This window comes from Herbaspirillum sp. (assembly GCF_035644555.1).
In the GTDB taxonomy this organism is placed as follows: domain Bacteria; phylum Pseudomonadota; class Gammaproteobacteria; order Burkholderiales; family Burkholderiaceae_D; genus Herbaspirillum.
On sequence record NZ_DASQOH010000053.1, the window covers coordinates 52,701 to 66,871 of the forward strand.

At 65.5% G+C, this 14,171-nt stretch carries 17 protein-coding genes and 1 riboswitch; of the genes, 12 read left to right on the plus strand and 5 right to left on the minus strand.

All coding sequences use genetic code 11. The features are described from left to right. The first annotated feature begins 42 nt into the window (after positions 1-42). Both VE092_RS15245 and VE092_RS15250 read left to right on the plus strand, forming a co-directional pair. A complete protein-coding gene (locus VE092_RS15245; protein ID WP_324878134.1) occupies positions 43-975 on the plus strand; it encodes a 2-hydroxyacid dehydrogenase in 933 nt (310 codons plus the stop codon). Between the two features lie 199 nt (positions 976-1,174). Beyond that, positions 1,175-1,669, plus strand: a complete 495-nt coding sequence (locus VE092_RS15250) for an acyl-CoA thioesterase (RefSeq protein ID WP_324878136.1) — start codon at positions 1,175-1,177, stop codon at positions 1,667-1,669. Between the two features lie 84 nt (positions 1,670-1,753). Here the strand turns inward: VE092_RS15250 and VE092_RS15255 are convergent, their stop codons facing one another. Both VE092_RS15255 and VE092_RS15260 read right to left on the minus strand, forming a co-directional pair. Beyond that, positions 1,754-2,545 (minus strand): hydratase, encoded by a 792-nt coding sequence (locus VE092_RS15255; protein WP_324878138.1) that lies wholly within the window; start codon positions 2,543-2,545, stop codon positions 1,754-1,756. Between the two features lie 47 nt (positions 2,546-2,592). Beyond that, on the minus strand, positions 2,593-3,042 hold the full coding sequence (locus VE092_RS15260; RefSeq protein WP_006463951.1) for a CopD family protein: 450 nt from the start codon (positions 3,040-3,042) through the stop codon (positions 2,593-2,595). A 172-nt stretch (positions 3,043-3,214) separates the two neighbouring features. Between VE092_RS15260 and VE092_RS15265 the strand changes: the two genes are divergently transcribed. Together VE092_RS15265 and VE092_RS15270 are read left to right on the plus strand one after the other, a co-directional pair. Further along, positions 3,215-4,096 (plus strand): MOSC domain-containing protein, encoded by an 882-nt coding sequence (locus VE092_RS15265; RefSeq protein WP_324878141.1) that lies wholly within the window; start codon positions 3,215-3,217, stop codon positions 4,094-4,096. A 60-nt stretch (positions 4,097-4,156) separates the two neighbouring features. After that, positions 4,157-5,305, plus strand: coding sequence for a branched-chain amino acid ABC transporter substrate-binding protein (locus VE092_RS15270; protein WP_324878143.1), 1,149 nt, complete (start codon positions 4,157-4,159; stop codon positions 5,303-5,305). 78 nt (positions 5,306-5,383) lie between these two features. Here the strand turns inward: VE092_RS15270 and VE092_RS15275 are convergent, their stop codons facing one another. From VE092_RS15275 to VE092_RS15285, 3 genes are all read right to left on the minus strand, one after another. Continuing rightward, on the minus strand, positions 5,384-5,833 hold the full coding sequence (locus VE092_RS15275; RefSeq protein ID WP_324878145.1) for a hypothetical protein: 450 nt from the start codon (positions 5,831-5,833) through the stop codon (positions 5,384-5,386). A gap of 338 nt (positions 5,834-6,171) precedes the next feature. Further along, positions 6,172-7,179: a UTP--glucose-1-phosphate uridylyltransferase GalU gene (gene galU, locus VE092_RS15280; protein ID WP_324878147.1), complete on the minus strand. Its 1,008-nt coding sequence runs from the start codon at positions 7,177-7,179 to the stop codon at positions 6,172-6,174. 78 nt (positions 7,180-7,257) lie between these two features. Next, positions 7,258-7,641, minus strand: coding sequence for a hypothetical protein (locus VE092_RS15285; protein ID WP_324878149.1), 384 nt, complete (start codon positions 7,639-7,641; stop codon positions 7,258-7,260). 407 nt (positions 7,642-8,048) lie between these two features. On the opposite strand from VE092_RS15285, the gene VE092_RS15290 reads away from it, so the two are divergent. From VE092_RS15290 to VE092_RS15325, 8 genes are all read left to right on the plus strand, one after another. Next, a complete protein-coding gene (locus VE092_RS15290; protein ID WP_017450312.1) occupies positions 8,049-8,300 on the plus strand; it encodes a GlsB/YeaQ/YmgE family stress response membrane protein in 252 nt (83 codons plus the stop codon). Between the two features lie 377 nt (positions 8,301-8,677). Continuing rightward, positions 8,678-10,327, plus strand: coding sequence for a phosphoglucomutase (alpha-D-glucose-1,6-bisphosphate-dependent) (gene pgm, locus VE092_RS15295; protein WP_324878154.1), 1,650 nt, complete (start codon positions 8,678-8,680; stop codon positions 10,325-10,327). Positions 10,328-10,501: 174 nt separating this feature from the next. After that, entirely contained in the window at positions 10,502-10,852 is a 351-nt protein-coding gene (locus tag VE092_RS15300; RefSeq protein ID WP_324878155.1) for a hypothetical protein, read from the plus strand. 34 nt (positions 10,853-10,886) lie between these two features. Beyond that, a complete protein-coding gene (locus tag VE092_RS15305; RefSeq protein ID WP_006463942.1) occupies positions 10,887-11,033 on the plus strand; it encodes a hypothetical protein in 147 nt (48 codons plus the stop codon). 240 nt (positions 11,034-11,273) lie between these two features. Continuing rightward, on the plus strand, positions 11,274-12,041 hold the full coding sequence (locus VE092_RS15310) for a hypothetical protein (RefSeq protein WP_324878157.1): 768 nt from the start codon (positions 11,274-11,276) through the stop codon (positions 12,039-12,041). A gap of 148 nt (positions 12,042-12,189) precedes the next feature. Next, the gene (locus VE092_RS15315) at positions 12,190-12,747 is read left to right on the plus strand and encodes a hypothetical protein (protein ID WP_324878159.1); all 558 of its coding nucleotides are present in this window, start codon (positions 12,190-12,192) and stop codon (positions 12,745-12,747) included. A gap of 65 nt (positions 12,748-12,812) precedes the next feature. Beyond that, a riboswitch (cobalamin riboswitch) is annotated at positions 12,813-13,050 on the plus strand. Between the two features lie 144 nt (positions 13,051-13,194). Then, positions 13,195-13,401: a CbtB domain-containing protein gene (locus tag VE092_RS15320; RefSeq protein ID WP_006463938.1), complete on the plus strand. Its 207-nt coding sequence runs from the start codon at positions 13,195-13,197 to the stop codon at positions 13,399-13,401. Positions 13,402-13,411: 10 nt separating this feature from the next. Then, entirely contained in the window at positions 13,412-14,146 is a 735-nt protein-coding gene (locus VE092_RS15325; RefSeq protein ID WP_324878162.1) for a CbtA family protein, read from the plus strand. Positions 14,147-14,171: the final 25 nt, after the last annotated feature.

Consider the following 14,171-nt stretch of genomic DNA (forward strand, 5'->3'; position numbering starts at 1 on the left):
GCGGGCACTGCATTTTCCTTCATCCGCATCGCCAGGCCTTTCATGAAACCGCCCTTACTCGTCCTGATCCATCTTTCCGAAGAAAGCACCGCCACCATCGCGGCCCACTATGACATCTTCTACGCGCCGGACCGCCAGCGCCGTGACGAGATGATTGCAGGCCCGGCCCGCAAGGTCGCCGTGGTGCTCACCAATGGCACCACCGGCCTGACCGCCGATGAAATGCGCGCCTTGCCGCATCTGCAACTGGTCTGCGCACTGGGCGCCGGGGTGGAAAACATCGACGCCGCCCACGCCCGGGCCCATGGCATCGAGATTGCCTCCGGAGCCGGTACCAACGAGGATTGCGTGGCCGATCACGCCATGGGGCTGCTGCTGGCCATCGTGCGCAACATCCCGGTACTGGACCGCTACACCCGCGACGGTGGCTGGCGCGAAACCATCCCGCTGCAGCCGCAACTGGCCGGCAAGCGTGTGGGCATCGTCGGCATGGGCAATATCGGCAAGAAGATCGCCCGCCGCGCCGCTGCCTTCGACGCCGACATTGCCTATTGCAACCGCAAGAAGCGCGATGACGTCGATTACCACTATTTCCCTGATGTCGCCCAACTGGCAGGCTGGGCCGATTGCCTGATCGTGGCCGCCCCCGGCGGCGCCCAGACCCGGCACCTGATCAATGCGCGGGTGCTGGAAGAACTTGGCTCCCACGGTTACCTGGTCAATATCGGTCGCGGCAGCGTGGTCGATACCGAAGCCCTGGCCGCGGCGCTGGCCGCCGGCCGCGTGGCCGGTGCCGGCCTGGACGTCTACGAAGGCGAACCGAAACCACCGGCAGCCCTGATCGGCCTGCCCAACGTGGTATTGACGCCGCACGTGGCCGGCTGGTCGCCGGAGGCCATCAGCGCCTCGGTCCGCCAGTTCCTGCGCAATTGCGAGGAGCATTTCGCCGCAGCCGAGCCGGTGGTGCGGGCCTGAACGGGAGCGGCCCTGACCGTGGACGCGAGTTTTTTTGCCATGGCAGGGCTGGCTGGCCGATAATGTCGGCCGCAGTCGGCTTTCCTCCACGAAAGCCGGCCGTGCCCCTCGCCTGTGCACTCGGGGGAGTGCCCGTAGCGGGACGCCGCGCCATCCCATGATCAACCCATCGCCACCACTACAGAGAGAGCCTCGCACCATGGATCTGCCATCTCACCAACTCACCATGACGGTCCTGATGACCCCGGACATGGCCAATTTCGCCGGCAACGTGCACGGGGGAACCATCCTCAAGCTGCTCGACCAGGTTGCCTATGCCTGCGGCAGCCGCTACGCCGGCCAGTATGTGGTGACCCTGTCGGTGGACCAGGTGATGTTCCGCCAGCCCATCCACGTGGGCGAACTGGTGACCTTCCTGGCAAGCGTCAACCACACCGGCAAGTCCTCCATGGAAATCGGCATCAAGGTGGTGGCCGAGAATATCCGCACCCAGGAAACCCGCCACGTCAACAGCTGCTTCTTTACGATGGTGGCGGTGGACGACCAGCGCAAGCCGATCCCGGTGCCGCCGCTGCGCCCGTTCTCGCAGGAAGAAAAGCGCCGCTTCGATGCCGCCGTGATCCGCAAGTCGCTGCGCCAGGAGCTGGCGCGTCGCTACGAGGAAGTCAAGCCGGGCGTCGAGAAGGCCAGCTAAGCCAGGTAAGCCAGCTCGATGCCGTGCCGGAATGAAAAAACGGATGAGCCCGGGCTCATCCCTTTTGCATGGTCATCCCCGGATTCAGTCCAGATGCACCAGCACCGCGCCCAGCACGCCCAGTTCAGCGTGCACCGTCTGGCCGGCCCGCACCGCCATGGGGACGATGGTGGAACCGCTGGCCACCACGTGACCGGCGCCCAGCGTCAGGCCATGCGTGCGCAGCTCATTGGCCAGCCAGGTGAGCGCAATGCGTGGATCGCCCAGCACCTGGGCTCCGCTGCCGCTGCTCCGTTGCCCGCCACCTTCGACGGTGGCCGAGGTGGCCAGGACGGCCAGGTCCAGGGTGCGCCAGTCCACATCGGCCGGTGCGCCCAGCACGAAATGGTCGGCGCAACTGTTGTCGGCGATCAGCTGCGCCGCACCCACATGGCGGAATTGTTCATAGCGGGTATCGGGAATCTCGATGGCGGGGTGGATGGAGCCCACCGCATCCAGCACTTCCTCCTGCGTATAGGGCGTGGGGCGTGGCGGCAGGCTCGTGCGCATACGGAAGGCTACTTCCACTTCCAGCACGCTCATCAGGTTGTCGCCCAGGGTGATGCGCGCCCCGCTGCGATGCAGGCGCTCTGCCAGCAGACGGCCTGCCAGCGGTGCGTCGACCTGGAGCAGCTGCTGGCCGCCCGGGCCGGTGGCGCCGATCTTCCAGCCGGCCAGCGGCGCGAAGCTGCGGGCTTCCAGGCGGCGCTGGATATCGTAGGCTTCCTGGCGATCAACCGGTTGCAGTTCGGCCGGCAGGTGCGGGATGCGGCGGTTGTGCGCCCAGCAGTCCCACAGCAGATCAGCGGCTTGCTGGCGTTGCGATTCGTTCAGCACGGGTGTCTCCCCCTTTTGGATAGTGATCTTGCGCGGACCCCGCCGCGTCAGGCAGCCAGCGGCCCCAGTGCGCCGATGGCGATGGTCAGCAGGCCCAGGCACAGGTTGATGCCCACCAGCATGCGGATCTGGCGCAGCGCGCGCGAGGCGCGGTCCCAGTCCTGCTGTGCGGCCGACAGTTTCAGGCGGCGGAAGGGGGCGAAGAAGATATGCGCGAAGATCAGCATCATCACCGCACCGATGCCGCTCATGGCATGGACATACGGCGGCAAATGGGCGCCACCCATCACCGCCATCATGTGCAGCCCGCTGCCCAGCACCAGCGCGATGGCCACCCAGACCCAGATGAAGAACCCGCCCAGCACCGCCGACATCAACGTCAGTCGCTGCTCCGGGTGCAGCACCGCCAGCGCGGGGCGCAGCGCCATGTGGGCGAAGAACATGCCGCCGACCCAGATGGTCAGTCCCAGCAGATGGAAGAATTTGGCAACCAGCATGGCACTCCCGTGAGGAAAAGCTTCGTGAATAGGCGTGCATTGTCGCATGAGCGGGGGTGACGTGTTGCTCCCGCCACAAGCCAATGCCGAGCTTGTGGTAATGTCTTGCCGAAACTTCATCTGCATTTTTTGTCGGCGCCTGCCAGACGCCGTTCCCTGGGCCAGTATCACCATGTCGACATCCAGCGCCATCAGCACCATCAGCACTCTCAGCGCCATCTGTTTCTATCCCGTCAAATCCTGCGGTGGCCTGTCGGTCACGCGTGCCGATATCGGCGCCCTGGGCCTGGCCCTGGACCGCCACTGGATGCTGGTGGACCGCCAGGGCCGTTTTCTGACCCAGCGCAGCCATCCGCGCATGGCCTGCATCACGCCGGCCTTCGAGGGCGATGCGCTGGTGCTGCGCGCCCCCGGCATGCCACCCTTGCGGCTGGCCGCTGCCGGCGAGGACGGCGCCACCCTGGCGGTACAGGTCTGGAACAGCCAACTGGATGCCCTGGATCAGGGCGAGCCGGCCCGTCACTGGTGCTCCCATTATCTCGGCGAGGAGGTGCGCCTGGTGCGCTTCGACCCGGCCGTCACGCGCGCCTGCAGCCAGCGCTGGACCGGCGCGCACCAGGCCACGACCCAGTTCTCGGACGGCTATCCGCTGTTGGTGATCGGCCAGGCCTCGCTGGACGACCTCAACGCCAGGCTGGCCGCCAAGGGCGCACCCAGCCTGCCGATGGACCGTTTCCGGCCGAACCTGGTGATCAGCGGGCTGGCGCCCTACGAGGAAGATTTCATCGATACCCTGCGCTTTGGCGAGGGCGAGCAGGCGGTGCAGCTGAAGCTGGTCAAGCCCTGCGCCCGTTGCCCGATCCCCGGCATCGACCAGCACACCGGCCTGCGCGACGCGCAATGGCCCGACGAGCCGCTGGACACGCTGGCGGCCTACCGCGCCAATCCCCGCGTGGACGGTGGCCTTACCTTCGGCCAGAACGCCATCGTCATCGGCGGCGTCGGCGGCAGCATCGAGGTCGGGCAGGCCTGCCACTGGGAATTCGATTTCTGAGGTGGCCCGAAACCTGCTAGCTATCGCGGCAGGGAAGCAAGAACAAGGATGATCAAGGCAATGCGTAGAACAACTCTGCTCTCCGTCGTCCTTCTGGGCGCCGGATGGGCGATGCAAGCCGGGGCGCTGGCAGCCACACCGCGCACCGTGCTGATCGGGCTGGCGGCGCCGATGTCCGGCGCCTCCGGCAGTACCGGGACAAGTCTGGAACATGCGGCACAACTGGCCGTTGACGACATCAACCATGGCAAGCCCGTCATCGGCGGGGAGCCGGTGCTGTTCAAGCTGCTGCCGCAGGATGACCGCGCCGATCCGCGCACCGGCGAACTGGTGGCCCGGTATTTCGTCAAGAGCGGGGTGGCGGCAGTGGTGGGGCACTGGAACAGCGGCGTGGGCATACCGGCTTCGCGCATCTATGCCGCTGCAGGCATCCCGCACGTCGCACCGGCCGTGACCGCACCTGACTATACCCGGCAGGGTTATGCCACCGCCTTTCGCATCGTCCCGCACGATGGCGATGGCGCGCGCCATACCGCCCAGTACGTGCTGCACGACCTCAAGGCGCGCAGCATCGCGGTCATCGACGACCGCACCGTGTTCGGTGCCACCTATGCCGAGGAATTCGCGCGCGCCGTGACGAGGCTGCAGGGGCGGCTGGCGGGCCGCTATTCGGTCAGCAGCAAGACCTCGGATTTCAACAGCATCCTGCGCAGCATCCGTGCCAGTGACCCGGACGTGGTGCTCTTCGCCGGTCTGGATGCCCAGGCCGCGCAGTTGGCGCAGGATCTGCGCCGCCTGCAGATCCGCGCCCGCCTGGTGGGGATAGGCGGCCTGGTCGGGCCGACCTTCCTGCGGCTGGCGGGACCTGCCGGCGAGGAGACCAGCGTGGTGGAACCGGGTCTGCCTTCCTACAAGGGGCCGCAATGGAGCCATTTCGAAAGCGCCTGGAAAGCCCGCTATCAGGATGACATCTATCTCTACGCGCCGTTTGCCTACGACGCCGTGCGAGTAATCGCAGCGGCCATGCGCGAGGTCGATTCGGTGGACCCGGCCAAGGTCACCGCGGCGCTGCACCGGATTCGCTACCGCGGCATCTCTGGTCCGATCGCCTTCGATGCCGAGGGCAATCTGCGCGATCCGGTGTTTACCCTCTACCAGGTCCAGCAGGGGCGCTGGCGCGTAATCCGCAGCATGAGTGACAAGAACTAGGCCACCAAAAACGATGCCGCCCGGTCGGAACCGGGCGGCATCGGCAATTTGCGCTGCGCCGGCGGGTGCCCGGGCGGCTTACTTCTTGGGACGGCCGACCTTCAGCGGGGTCAGGCTGCCGAGGATGTCCTTGAGTTCGCCAATCTTGAGGTTCTTGATCAGCGACACGCCGATACGCAGCAGGTCGCTCTTCTTGATCTCGACACCGGCCTTCAGGCAGGACTTCTTGACCTGGGCCAGCACCGCGTATTCATTCTCGGGCATGGTGAAGCTGTCGCGCACCTGCTTGACCTTCTTGGCCTTGGCGACCTTCTCGGTCTTTTCCGCCTTCTCCACCTTCACCGGCTTGACGACCTTCTCCACCTTCTTTTCAGTCTTCACGGCCTCCGGGGCCGGCTTGGCCACAGCGGCGGCCTTGGGCGCGGGACGCGCTGCCGGCTTCTTGACTGGGGGCTTGGGGGCTGCTGCCTTGGCGACAGGTTTCTTCTTTTCGGTCGATGCTGCTGCGGCTTGAACTCGGGTGGCCATGAACGCTCCTGTGATAAATTGATATAAACAATATATATTTTTTGCGCCTTTGCCGCAATTGCTGCTGAGCCTGGCAACGATTTCATGCTGCATTATCTGCATTGCAAACGTTTACAAGTGGCGTGCGGTGAACACAGCATACGCTGCCTGGCCCGCGCTGCGGCAATCCGTGTCGTCCCGGCGAAATGCAATTCTGCAGATGCATGGCGGCGATGCTAGCAAGTCCAGGTTAAAACTCTGTGACAAAGGTCAAAACAATTTATACGAAGCGTAGCGACGAAAAAAAAGCAGTCCGGCCAAAGGCTGGACTGCAATGAACAACGGTCTCTACCGGGGACTTACATGACGCTACGGGCTACTGCTGGCTGATTTTCGGTACTTGCCGCCGCAGGCGCGCTGCCTGCTGCCGGCTTGAGGGGCGTGACGGTGGCCGGGCCCTTGGGCTGGGCCGCCTGTTGCAGATCGTGCTGGGCGGCGAACTCCTGCAGGAACTGGGCGAAGCCGCTGCCCACTTCCTTGTGCTTGATGCCCATGGCCACGGCGGCCTTGAGGTAACCCAGCTTGGAGCCGCAGTCGAAACGCTGGCCCTGATAGCGATAGGCCAGGATCTGTTCCTGCTGCAGCAGGGCAGAGATGGCGTCGGTGAGCTGGATCTCGCCGCCGGCGCCGGTGCCGATGTTCTCCAGGCGCTCGAAGATGGCCGGGGTCAGCACGTAGCGGCCCACTACCGCCAAGGTGGAAGGGGCTTCTTCCGGTGCCGGTTTTTCGACGATGCCGGTCAGCAGTTCGGTACGCTCGCCATGGGCGCTGCCGCTGACGATCCCGTACTGGCGGGTCTCGGGACGAGGCACGTCCTGGACCGCGAGCAGGCTCTTGCCTTCGCGTTCGAACAGCGCCGTCATCTGCGCCATCACGTTCTTCTGGCCCGGTGCGGCATCCATGAAATCGTCGGCCAGCAGGACCGCGAAAGGCTCGTCACCCACCAGTGGCTTGGCCAGCAGCACGGCGTGGCCCAGGCCCAGCGGTTCGGCCTGGCGGACATAGACGCAGTTGATATGCTTGGGAATGACGTTGCGGATGGTTTCCAGCAGCTTGACCTTGCCGGCGGCTTCCAGTTCGCTCTCCAGTTCATAGGCCTTGTCGAAGTGATCTTCGATGGCGCGCTTGTTGCGGCCGGTGATGAAGATCATTTCGGTGATGCCGGCTTCGACCGCTTCCTCCACCGCATACTGGATCAGAGGCTTGTCCACGATGGGCAGCATTTCCTTGGGCTGCGCCTTGGTGGCGGGCAGGAAACGGCTGCCCAGACCGGCGACGGGGAAGACGGCTTTGGTGATTTTTTTCATGGTAGGTCCAGGTTGAGTAGGTTGGAGGACGTGGCACCCTCATCGACACGGTGCAGGTCTTGCAGCGCACACTGCGCTTCAGGCCTGTCGTTTGTTCTTGATCAATTTCATCTGCAGCAGCGCGCGACCGCCGGGCAGGGCATGCTGCAGCACCTTGCGCAGCGCGCCAGCCGCATTGCCCAGCAGGCCGGCTCCGCCTGACGCGGCGCCATCAGCGCCCGCCGGTTGCGGGTCGAGGTCGATGCGACGCTGGGCGCTGCCTTCGTTGAGCTGCTCCAGCACCGACGCCAGTTGCGGGGCCTTCATCGAGATCTGCTGCATCAACTGGGCCGATTCACGTGCATAGCGTGCATAGTGGTCGGCGAACTCGCTGCTGCGCGGCGCGCTTGCACCGAAGGCGTTGAGGGCAAACGGATTGGCGAAGGCGCTGGACGGGCTGGTGCCGGATTCGTGGATCGACATGGTGGCGGCTCTCTCGAAAGGGTCGGGCTGGCGATGGGGCAGTGTGGGTGGCCTGGTCTTGCGCGCGGGCGCCGGACTTGCCATGTTGCACTGCTCCGATGCGAAGCAAGCTTAGGAAAACTCGCGCTTCCTCTCTATAGGAATGGCGCTTTTTGCCTTGTAGGAAAACAGGAGGCCGCGACCGTCCCCGGTTACGCGGTCCTGGTCGGGGAGGGGCATCGAGCGGACTTGTCCTACAAGGAAATGGGCCGCTGTCCGATACCTCGCCGCCGTCGTCGTTTCTAAGATGACCTCATCTGTTGCGCCGAGCGCCTGCAGAAAAGAGGAAGGGGGGCCAGCGACCGCGCGACGGTCGCGGTACTCCAAGACCAACCCGAGAAAGACAGAACGCTAGGAAAGGGAACATCATGGAACACGGACTCATCGCATGGCTGATCATTGGTGCCGTCGCCGGCTGGCTGGCTGGCGTGCTGGTCAAGGGCGGCGGCTTCGGCCTGCTGGCCGACATCCTGATCGGTATCGTCGGTGCCGTCATCGGTGGCTGGCTGGCCGGTCTGCTGGGCATCGCCGTCGGTGGCGGCATCCTGGCCTCGATCGTCACCGCCACGTTGGGCGCGATCGTCTTGCTGGTGATCGTACGCGCCTTCCGGCGAGCCTGATGGCATGAGGCAATGACGCCGGCAGGGCGAGGGGAGCGCGGCTCCCGGCGCCTGCCCGCTCAGCGTCCAGCCTGCACCAATGCGTCCGTGGCCTTGCCCGGACGCATTTTGCATTGATGCAGCGGCGGTCGCGACCGGCGGCGATGTCCCGTCCAAGGGCAGCACACGAAATCATTCGCCGATTGCTGCAATGCGGGAACGAAGCGTTACAATGATTGTGACGTTGAAAAAAGATTAAGTATGGATCTGATGCTCCCCGGTCAAGGGGGGCCGCCGCCCTCGGCTGATCCAGGTACATCCGCCCGTTGGCGCAGTCTGGCGCCGCCAGGGCAGGTGTTCTGTTTTCTCCCTGTTTCCATTGATCAAGAAAAAACATCATGAGTAGCGTCCATCCCCTCGCCGGCAAACGTGCCGCCCCTTCGGCCCTGGTCAACCTGCCGGTGCTGCTGTCCAACTACTACAGCCTGCGCCCGGACATGGCCGAACCCGGTCACCGGGTCGCCTTCGGTACCTCCGGCCATCGCGGCAATGCCAACCACCACAGCTTCAACGAATGGCACGTGCTGGCCATCACCCAGGCCATCTGCGACTATCGCAAGGAGCAGGGTTTCAAGGGGCCGCTGTTCCTCGGCATCGATACCCACGCCCTGTCGGAACCGGCCTGGCACAGCGCGCTGGAAGTGCTGGCGGCCAACGAGGTGGTGACCATGCTGGCCGAGGGCAGCCCCTATGCGCCGACCCCGGCGGTGTCGCACGCCATCCTGAGCCACAACCGCGTGCACCGCGACAAGCTGGCCGACGGCATCGTCGTCACTCCCTCGCACAATCCGCCCGACAATGGCGGCTTCAAGTACAACATGCCCAATGGCGGCCCTTCCGATTCCGACGTCACCGGCTGGATCGAAAAGCGCGCCAATGCCTATCTGGAGCAGCAGCTCAAGGGCGTGCAGCGGGTCAGCTTCGAAAAGGCCCTGAAGGCCGATACCACCCGCCGCTACGATTATCTGGACAACTATGTGGGCGACCTGCCCAACATCATCGACCTGGCCGCCATTGCCGGCGCCAACGTCAAGATCGGCGTCGATCCGCTGGGCGGGGCCGGGCTGCATTACTGGTCGGCCATCGCCGATCGCTACAAGCTCAACCTGGAAGTGGTTAACACCGATGTCGATGCCAGCTTCCGCTTCGTGCCGCTGGACTGGGACGGCCAGATCCGCATGGACCCGTCTTCGCCCCATGCCATGAGCGAACTGATCGCCCTGAAGGAGCGTTTCGACGTCGCCATGGCCTGCGATACCGACCACGACCGGCACGGCATCGTCGCCCGCAGCAGCGGCCTGCTGCCGGCCAACGACTATCTGTCGGTGGCAGTGTACTACCTGTTCCGCCACCGCCCGGCATGGCGCGCCGATGCGGCGGTCGGCAAGACCCTGGTGTCCAGCCAGATGATCAACCGCGTGGCCGATCACCTCGGTCGCAAGCTGCTGGAAATGCCGGTCGGTTTCAAGTGGTTCGTGGATGGCCTGTATGACGGCAGCCTGGCCTTTGGTTGCGAGGAAAGCGCCGGCGCCTCCTTCGTACGCTTCGACGGCCAGCCCTGGAGTACCGACAAGGACGGCATCACCGCCGCCCTACTGGCCGCCGAGATGACCGCCCGCACCGGCAATGATCCGGGCCAGATCTACCAGGATCTGACCCGCCAGCTGGGTGCCCCCCTGAATGCCCGCAAGGAAGCCGCCGCCACCCCCGAGCAGAAGGCCAGGCTGTCGCGCCTGTCGCCGGCCGATGTCAGCTCCAAGGAACTGGCCGGCGAGCCGATCCGGGAAGTCATGACCACCGCCCCCGCCAATGGCAAGGCCTTCGGCGGCCTCAAGATCGTGACCGACAATGGCTGGTTTGCGGCACGTCCCTCGGGCACCGAAAACATCTACAAGATCTACGGGGAAAGCTTCCGCGACCAGACCCACCTCGACAAGATCTTCGCCGAAGCACAGGACATCGTCAGCCGCGCCCTCAAGGGGGCCTGAGTCCGCACACCGGGCATGGGCCTGGTGTGAGCGGGTTTCCCTCACCGCCGTCCGCGTGGACGGCGGTGCGCATTTCCCTCCTTCCTACAGACGAATCGGCCGATGTCTGGCTGAGGGCAGGGCAGGGGCTTCGTAAGATGAGGTATTCCATTCCAGCCCGGCAAGGAGGACCGCATGGAACCGTCTCAGTCCCGCCCCCGGCCGTCCAGCGAACCGGCGGCGGCCTTGCTCAAGCCGCCCGGCAGCGTGCGCGGTGCGTCCGCCGGCCAGCCCGTGGCGCCCCCAGCCTCGTTGCCGCCCGGCGAAGTCGAACCCGATGGGACCGAGGACCCCTGGGCCAATGCCGATGACGGCATGATCCCCGAGCATCCCGAACCGCCGGCCGCCAGTTCCCCCGTCTTACCCAAGGAGAATCACATGCACAAGCCCCAGGACACCCCACCGGTGGAAGTCCCGCCACTGGACCCGACGCCGCCGCAAGATCCGATCCCGCACCAGAATCCCACCGCCGGCCGGCAGAGCTGAGCGGCGCCCGGTCCATTCCAGAGAGGAGGCCCGTTTGAACATCGCCCTGCATACCCCCCAGGAAACCCCGCCCGCGCACGACCCGCATCTGCCGCCGCCGGAGTTGCCGGACGACGATCCTGTGCCGGTGGAAGATCCGCCGCTCAATCCGCGACCTTCCGACAAGCCCATCCGGATGTAGTCTCAACGCCGCCGTTCTGGCGGCGTTCTGCATTTCCCGGCTCGCAAATGGCAGTCCTTGCGATGTACATCGATGATTCAGACGAATCTCATGTCCAGCGCCTTGCATCTGTGAAAACATCCCGATTTGGCAGCGGGACATGAAGAACAGGGCAAGAGCACCGGACCGGCAGCCCCGGCCTGTGTTCTCCCTCGACGATCCGGCTGACCATTTCCGCGTGTCCACAGAGGAGCACAGGCCGTGTCCGACCTTCCCCCGTTTTCCTTCACGTCCGGTGATGCCGGCCAGCCGGGCGCCGTCCTGCCGCTGTCCGGCCGCCGTCACATCCTGCAGACCCTGACGCCGCTCTATGTGCTGGTGCGCGCGGCCGCGCCGGACCAGGCGCAGGCGCGCTGTCAGGTACTGTGCGAGCGTCTTGCGGGCGTGGCTACAGGGATGGCGGCCACCCATGCCACCAGTGTCACCAATGCCATGGTGGTCTACCTCTCTCCCTTCGACGCCTGCATCGATGCCGCCTGGAATGCCCTCGCCGCCGAGCGCTACCAAGTACTGGCGGCGTCCGCCTTCCGGCCCGACGAATTGCTGACCCAGTACCGCGAGCAGTTGCCGTATTGCCTGCATGTGGCCTGGTGCGCCCACGACGGTCGCCTGCTGGTGCGCCCCGACGGCGGCCTGTTGCGTCTGTCGCTGGCGCGCAGCGCCCGCGTGTCGGCCCTGATCGACGCCATCCACCTGGCCATCGAGATGCCCGTGCTGGAGAGCTGCCAACAGCTGTGGGAACAGGCCGGCCTGTTCGCCCACGAGGAATCACATGCTCAGGTGCTGGCCTGCCACGCCGCCGAGCGCCACCGGCAGGCCCTGCGCGCCATCGAGCGCATCCCCGGTACGGCCACGCCCGATCATCCGGTCAACCAGCTGGCGCTCTATGACGTCGAGTCGGCGCATTGGCATTTCGTCGCGCTGCCCCGGTTTGCAGACATCCTCCGGCAGCGTCATCCGGACCGCTAGTGCCGGCAGTCCGCCCATTGGGGCAGGCTTTCTTCGCGTTCATTCAGACTTTTCTGATATTAAAGGAATTGCTCTTCTGCAACGATGACAGCGAACCCGGGGCCGGGCGTCCGAGCCCCGTCCTGTCGTACGAACTAGGAGCCAGTCTTTGACCCGCTGCCTTACCGCTGTCTGTCACTGGTGCGTACCGCTGCTGCGTTCCGTGCCACTGGCTTCGCTGCTCGTCTGCCTGACGGCCTGCCCGGCGGCGCAGCCGGTGCCCGATGCCGTGCTCGACGCCTGCCTGGCGGTTGACGGCGGTGCGGATGGGCGGGTCGGCATCGATCCGGTGGCCGGGCGGGTGCAGGTGCTGGAACAGGGGCCGATGTCGCCTTACCGCCTGTACCTGCCCGATGGCGACAACCGCCGCCTGCGCATCGGTTATGCCAGCGGCAACCCGGCCGGTAGCGATTACCTGTTCGTCAATTCCCATCGCGGCTACATCGACCGCGCCATCTCCCTCAGCCCGCGGGCCGCACCGACGCTGGAACGTCCGCGCCAGGCCTCGTTTGCCTTGTTGAGCCACCTCGGCCAGCGCTATCTCTGCCTGATGGAGCAGCGCGGCGAACCCGGCAGCGGGCTGCTCAGATCGATCTTCGTGGCCCGCATCCCCGCCCGCATGGGCCGGGAACTCAATCTCTACTACAAGCTGGCGGCCTTGCCCTGAGCGCCGCAACCGCCGTGCTGCGAGCGCACCGTGTTGCCCAACCGGCCCCCGCGCCCTTATACTTCGCCCCTAGCATTGCTTCTGGTATCCCGCGCGCAGCCGCGCCAGGGATTCAAACGGGAAGCCGGTGCGGCCCACGCGACCACGTGCGGCCAATGCCGGCGCTGCCCCCGCAACGGTAAGCGAGGAAGGACACGCACTACGCCACTGTGCTCCAGCATGGGAAGGCGCCTGTCCGCGAAGCCTCAGACCTTGAGACTTCATCCCGCCAGCCCGGAGACCGGCCAGTGGCAAATTCTTCAATGATTCGCGGAGGGCGATCATGCGGACAGCTTCCATCATGTTTCCGAGCAGGCCCTGGCCAGCGTCGTCCGTGGACGACCGGATCGTGCATGGGCGCTTCACGTGTGGCTTTCTCCGTTCCATCCATCCCGTCAAGGAACGCGCATGTCCACCACCTCCGGTCTCAATGCCAGCAGCACCACTTCATCCTCCCACGCCGGCAGCCATGTCTGGCGCGATCGCATCGCTCCGTCGCTGCTGGCCTTTGTGCTGGGCGTGGCCCTGATCTACGGTGCCGGCTTCGCCTCCAAGGTCGAGCTGCACAATGCCGCCCACGACGGGCGCCATTCGGCCGGCTTCCCCTGCCATTGAGGAGCGTGCAATGAACTGGACCGTCTTCCGGCGCATGGCGTCGGCCGTGGTGGTGGCAGGCGCCTTGTCGGGCGTGCTGCTGTCGGGTGTGCAGCAATTCCAGGTGGAAAAGATCATCCTCCAGGCCGAGCAGTATGAAAAAGCGGCCGAAGAGGCCGCTCCGGCCGCCGCCAGTACCCATGACCATGATCATGACGCTGCCCCGGCCCATAGTCACGGCGATGCACATGAGCACGACCCCAACGCCTGGGAGCCGGCTGACGGCGCCGAACGCACCGGCTATACCGTGCTGGCCAACGTCAGCATGGCAGTCGGCTTCGCCCTGATGCTGGTGGCCGCCTTTGCCATCAGCGGTCGCCGCGTCGGCTGGCGCAGCGGCCTGCTGTGGGGCCTGGCCGGCTATGGCGTGTTCTTCGTTGCGCCCTCGCTGGGCCTGCCGCCGGAAGTGCCGGGCACCCTGGCCGCGCCCCTCCACGCACGCCAGTTGTGGTGGGTGATGACGGCGGTCATGACCGCTGCCAGCCTGGGGCTGTTCGTGTTCGGCCGTGGCTGGTGGTGGAAGGTCCTGGCGGTACTGCTGCTGGTGGTGCCGCACCTGGTCGGCGCGCCGCAACCCGAACTGCATGGCAGTGCCGCACCGGAAGAGCTGGCGCAAGCCTTCATCCGCGCCACCGCCATGGCCAATGCCGTGTTCTGGCTGGCCCTGGGCGGCCTGACCGGTTTCTTCTACCGCCGGTTCGGCTGAACCGCCTGGCGTTGGCTGTCCGGCC

Coding starts and splice junctions, on each gene's coding strand:
- pgm (WP_324878154.1), top strand. CDS start 8,678: ATGAGTAGCGTCCATCCCCTCGCCGGCAAACGTGCCGCCCCTTCGGCC.
- VE092_RS15270 (WP_324878143.1), top strand. CDS start 4,157: ATGCGTAGAACAACTCTGCTCTCCGTCGTCCTTCTGGGCGCCGGATGG.
- VE092_RS15300 (WP_324878155.1), top strand. CDS start 10,502: ATGGAACCGTCTCAGTCCCGCCCCCGGCCGTCCAGCGAACCGGCGGCG.
- VE092_RS15245 (WP_324878134.1), top strand. CDS start 43: ATGAAACCGCCCTTACTCGTCCTGATCCATCTTTCCGAAGAAAGCACC.
- VE092_RS15320 (WP_006463938.1), top strand. CDS start 13,195: ATGTCCACCACCTCCGGTCTCAATGCCAGCAGCACCACTTCATCCTCC.
- galU (WP_324878147.1), bottom strand. CDS start 7,179: ATGAAAAAAATCACCAAAGCCGTCTTCCCCGTCGCCGGTCTGGGCAGC.
- VE092_RS15275 (WP_324878145.1), bottom strand. CDS start 5,833: ATGGCCACCCGAGTTCAAGCCGCAGCAGCATCGACCGAAAAGAAGAAA.
- VE092_RS15285 (WP_324878149.1), bottom strand. CDS start 7,641: ATGTCGATCCACGAATCCGGCACCAGCCCGTCCAGCGCCTTCGCCAAT.
- VE092_RS15290 (WP_017450312.1), top strand. CDS start 8,049: ATGGAACACGGACTCATCGCATGGCTGATCATTGGTGCCGTCGCCGGC.
- VE092_RS15260 (WP_006463951.1), bottom strand. CDS start 3,042: ATGCTGGTTGCCAAATTCTTCCATCTGCTGGGACTGACCATCTGGGTC.
- VE092_RS15325 (WP_324878162.1), top strand. CDS start 13,412: ATGAACTGGACCGTCTTCCGGCGCATGGCGTCGGCCGTGGTGGTGGCA.
- VE092_RS15265 (WP_324878141.1), top strand. CDS start 3,215: ATGTCGACATCCAGCGCCATCAGCACCATCAGCACTCTCAGCGCCATC.
- VE092_RS15250 (WP_324878136.1), top strand. CDS start 1,175: ATGGATCTGCCATCTCACCAACTCACCATGACGGTCCTGATGACCCCG.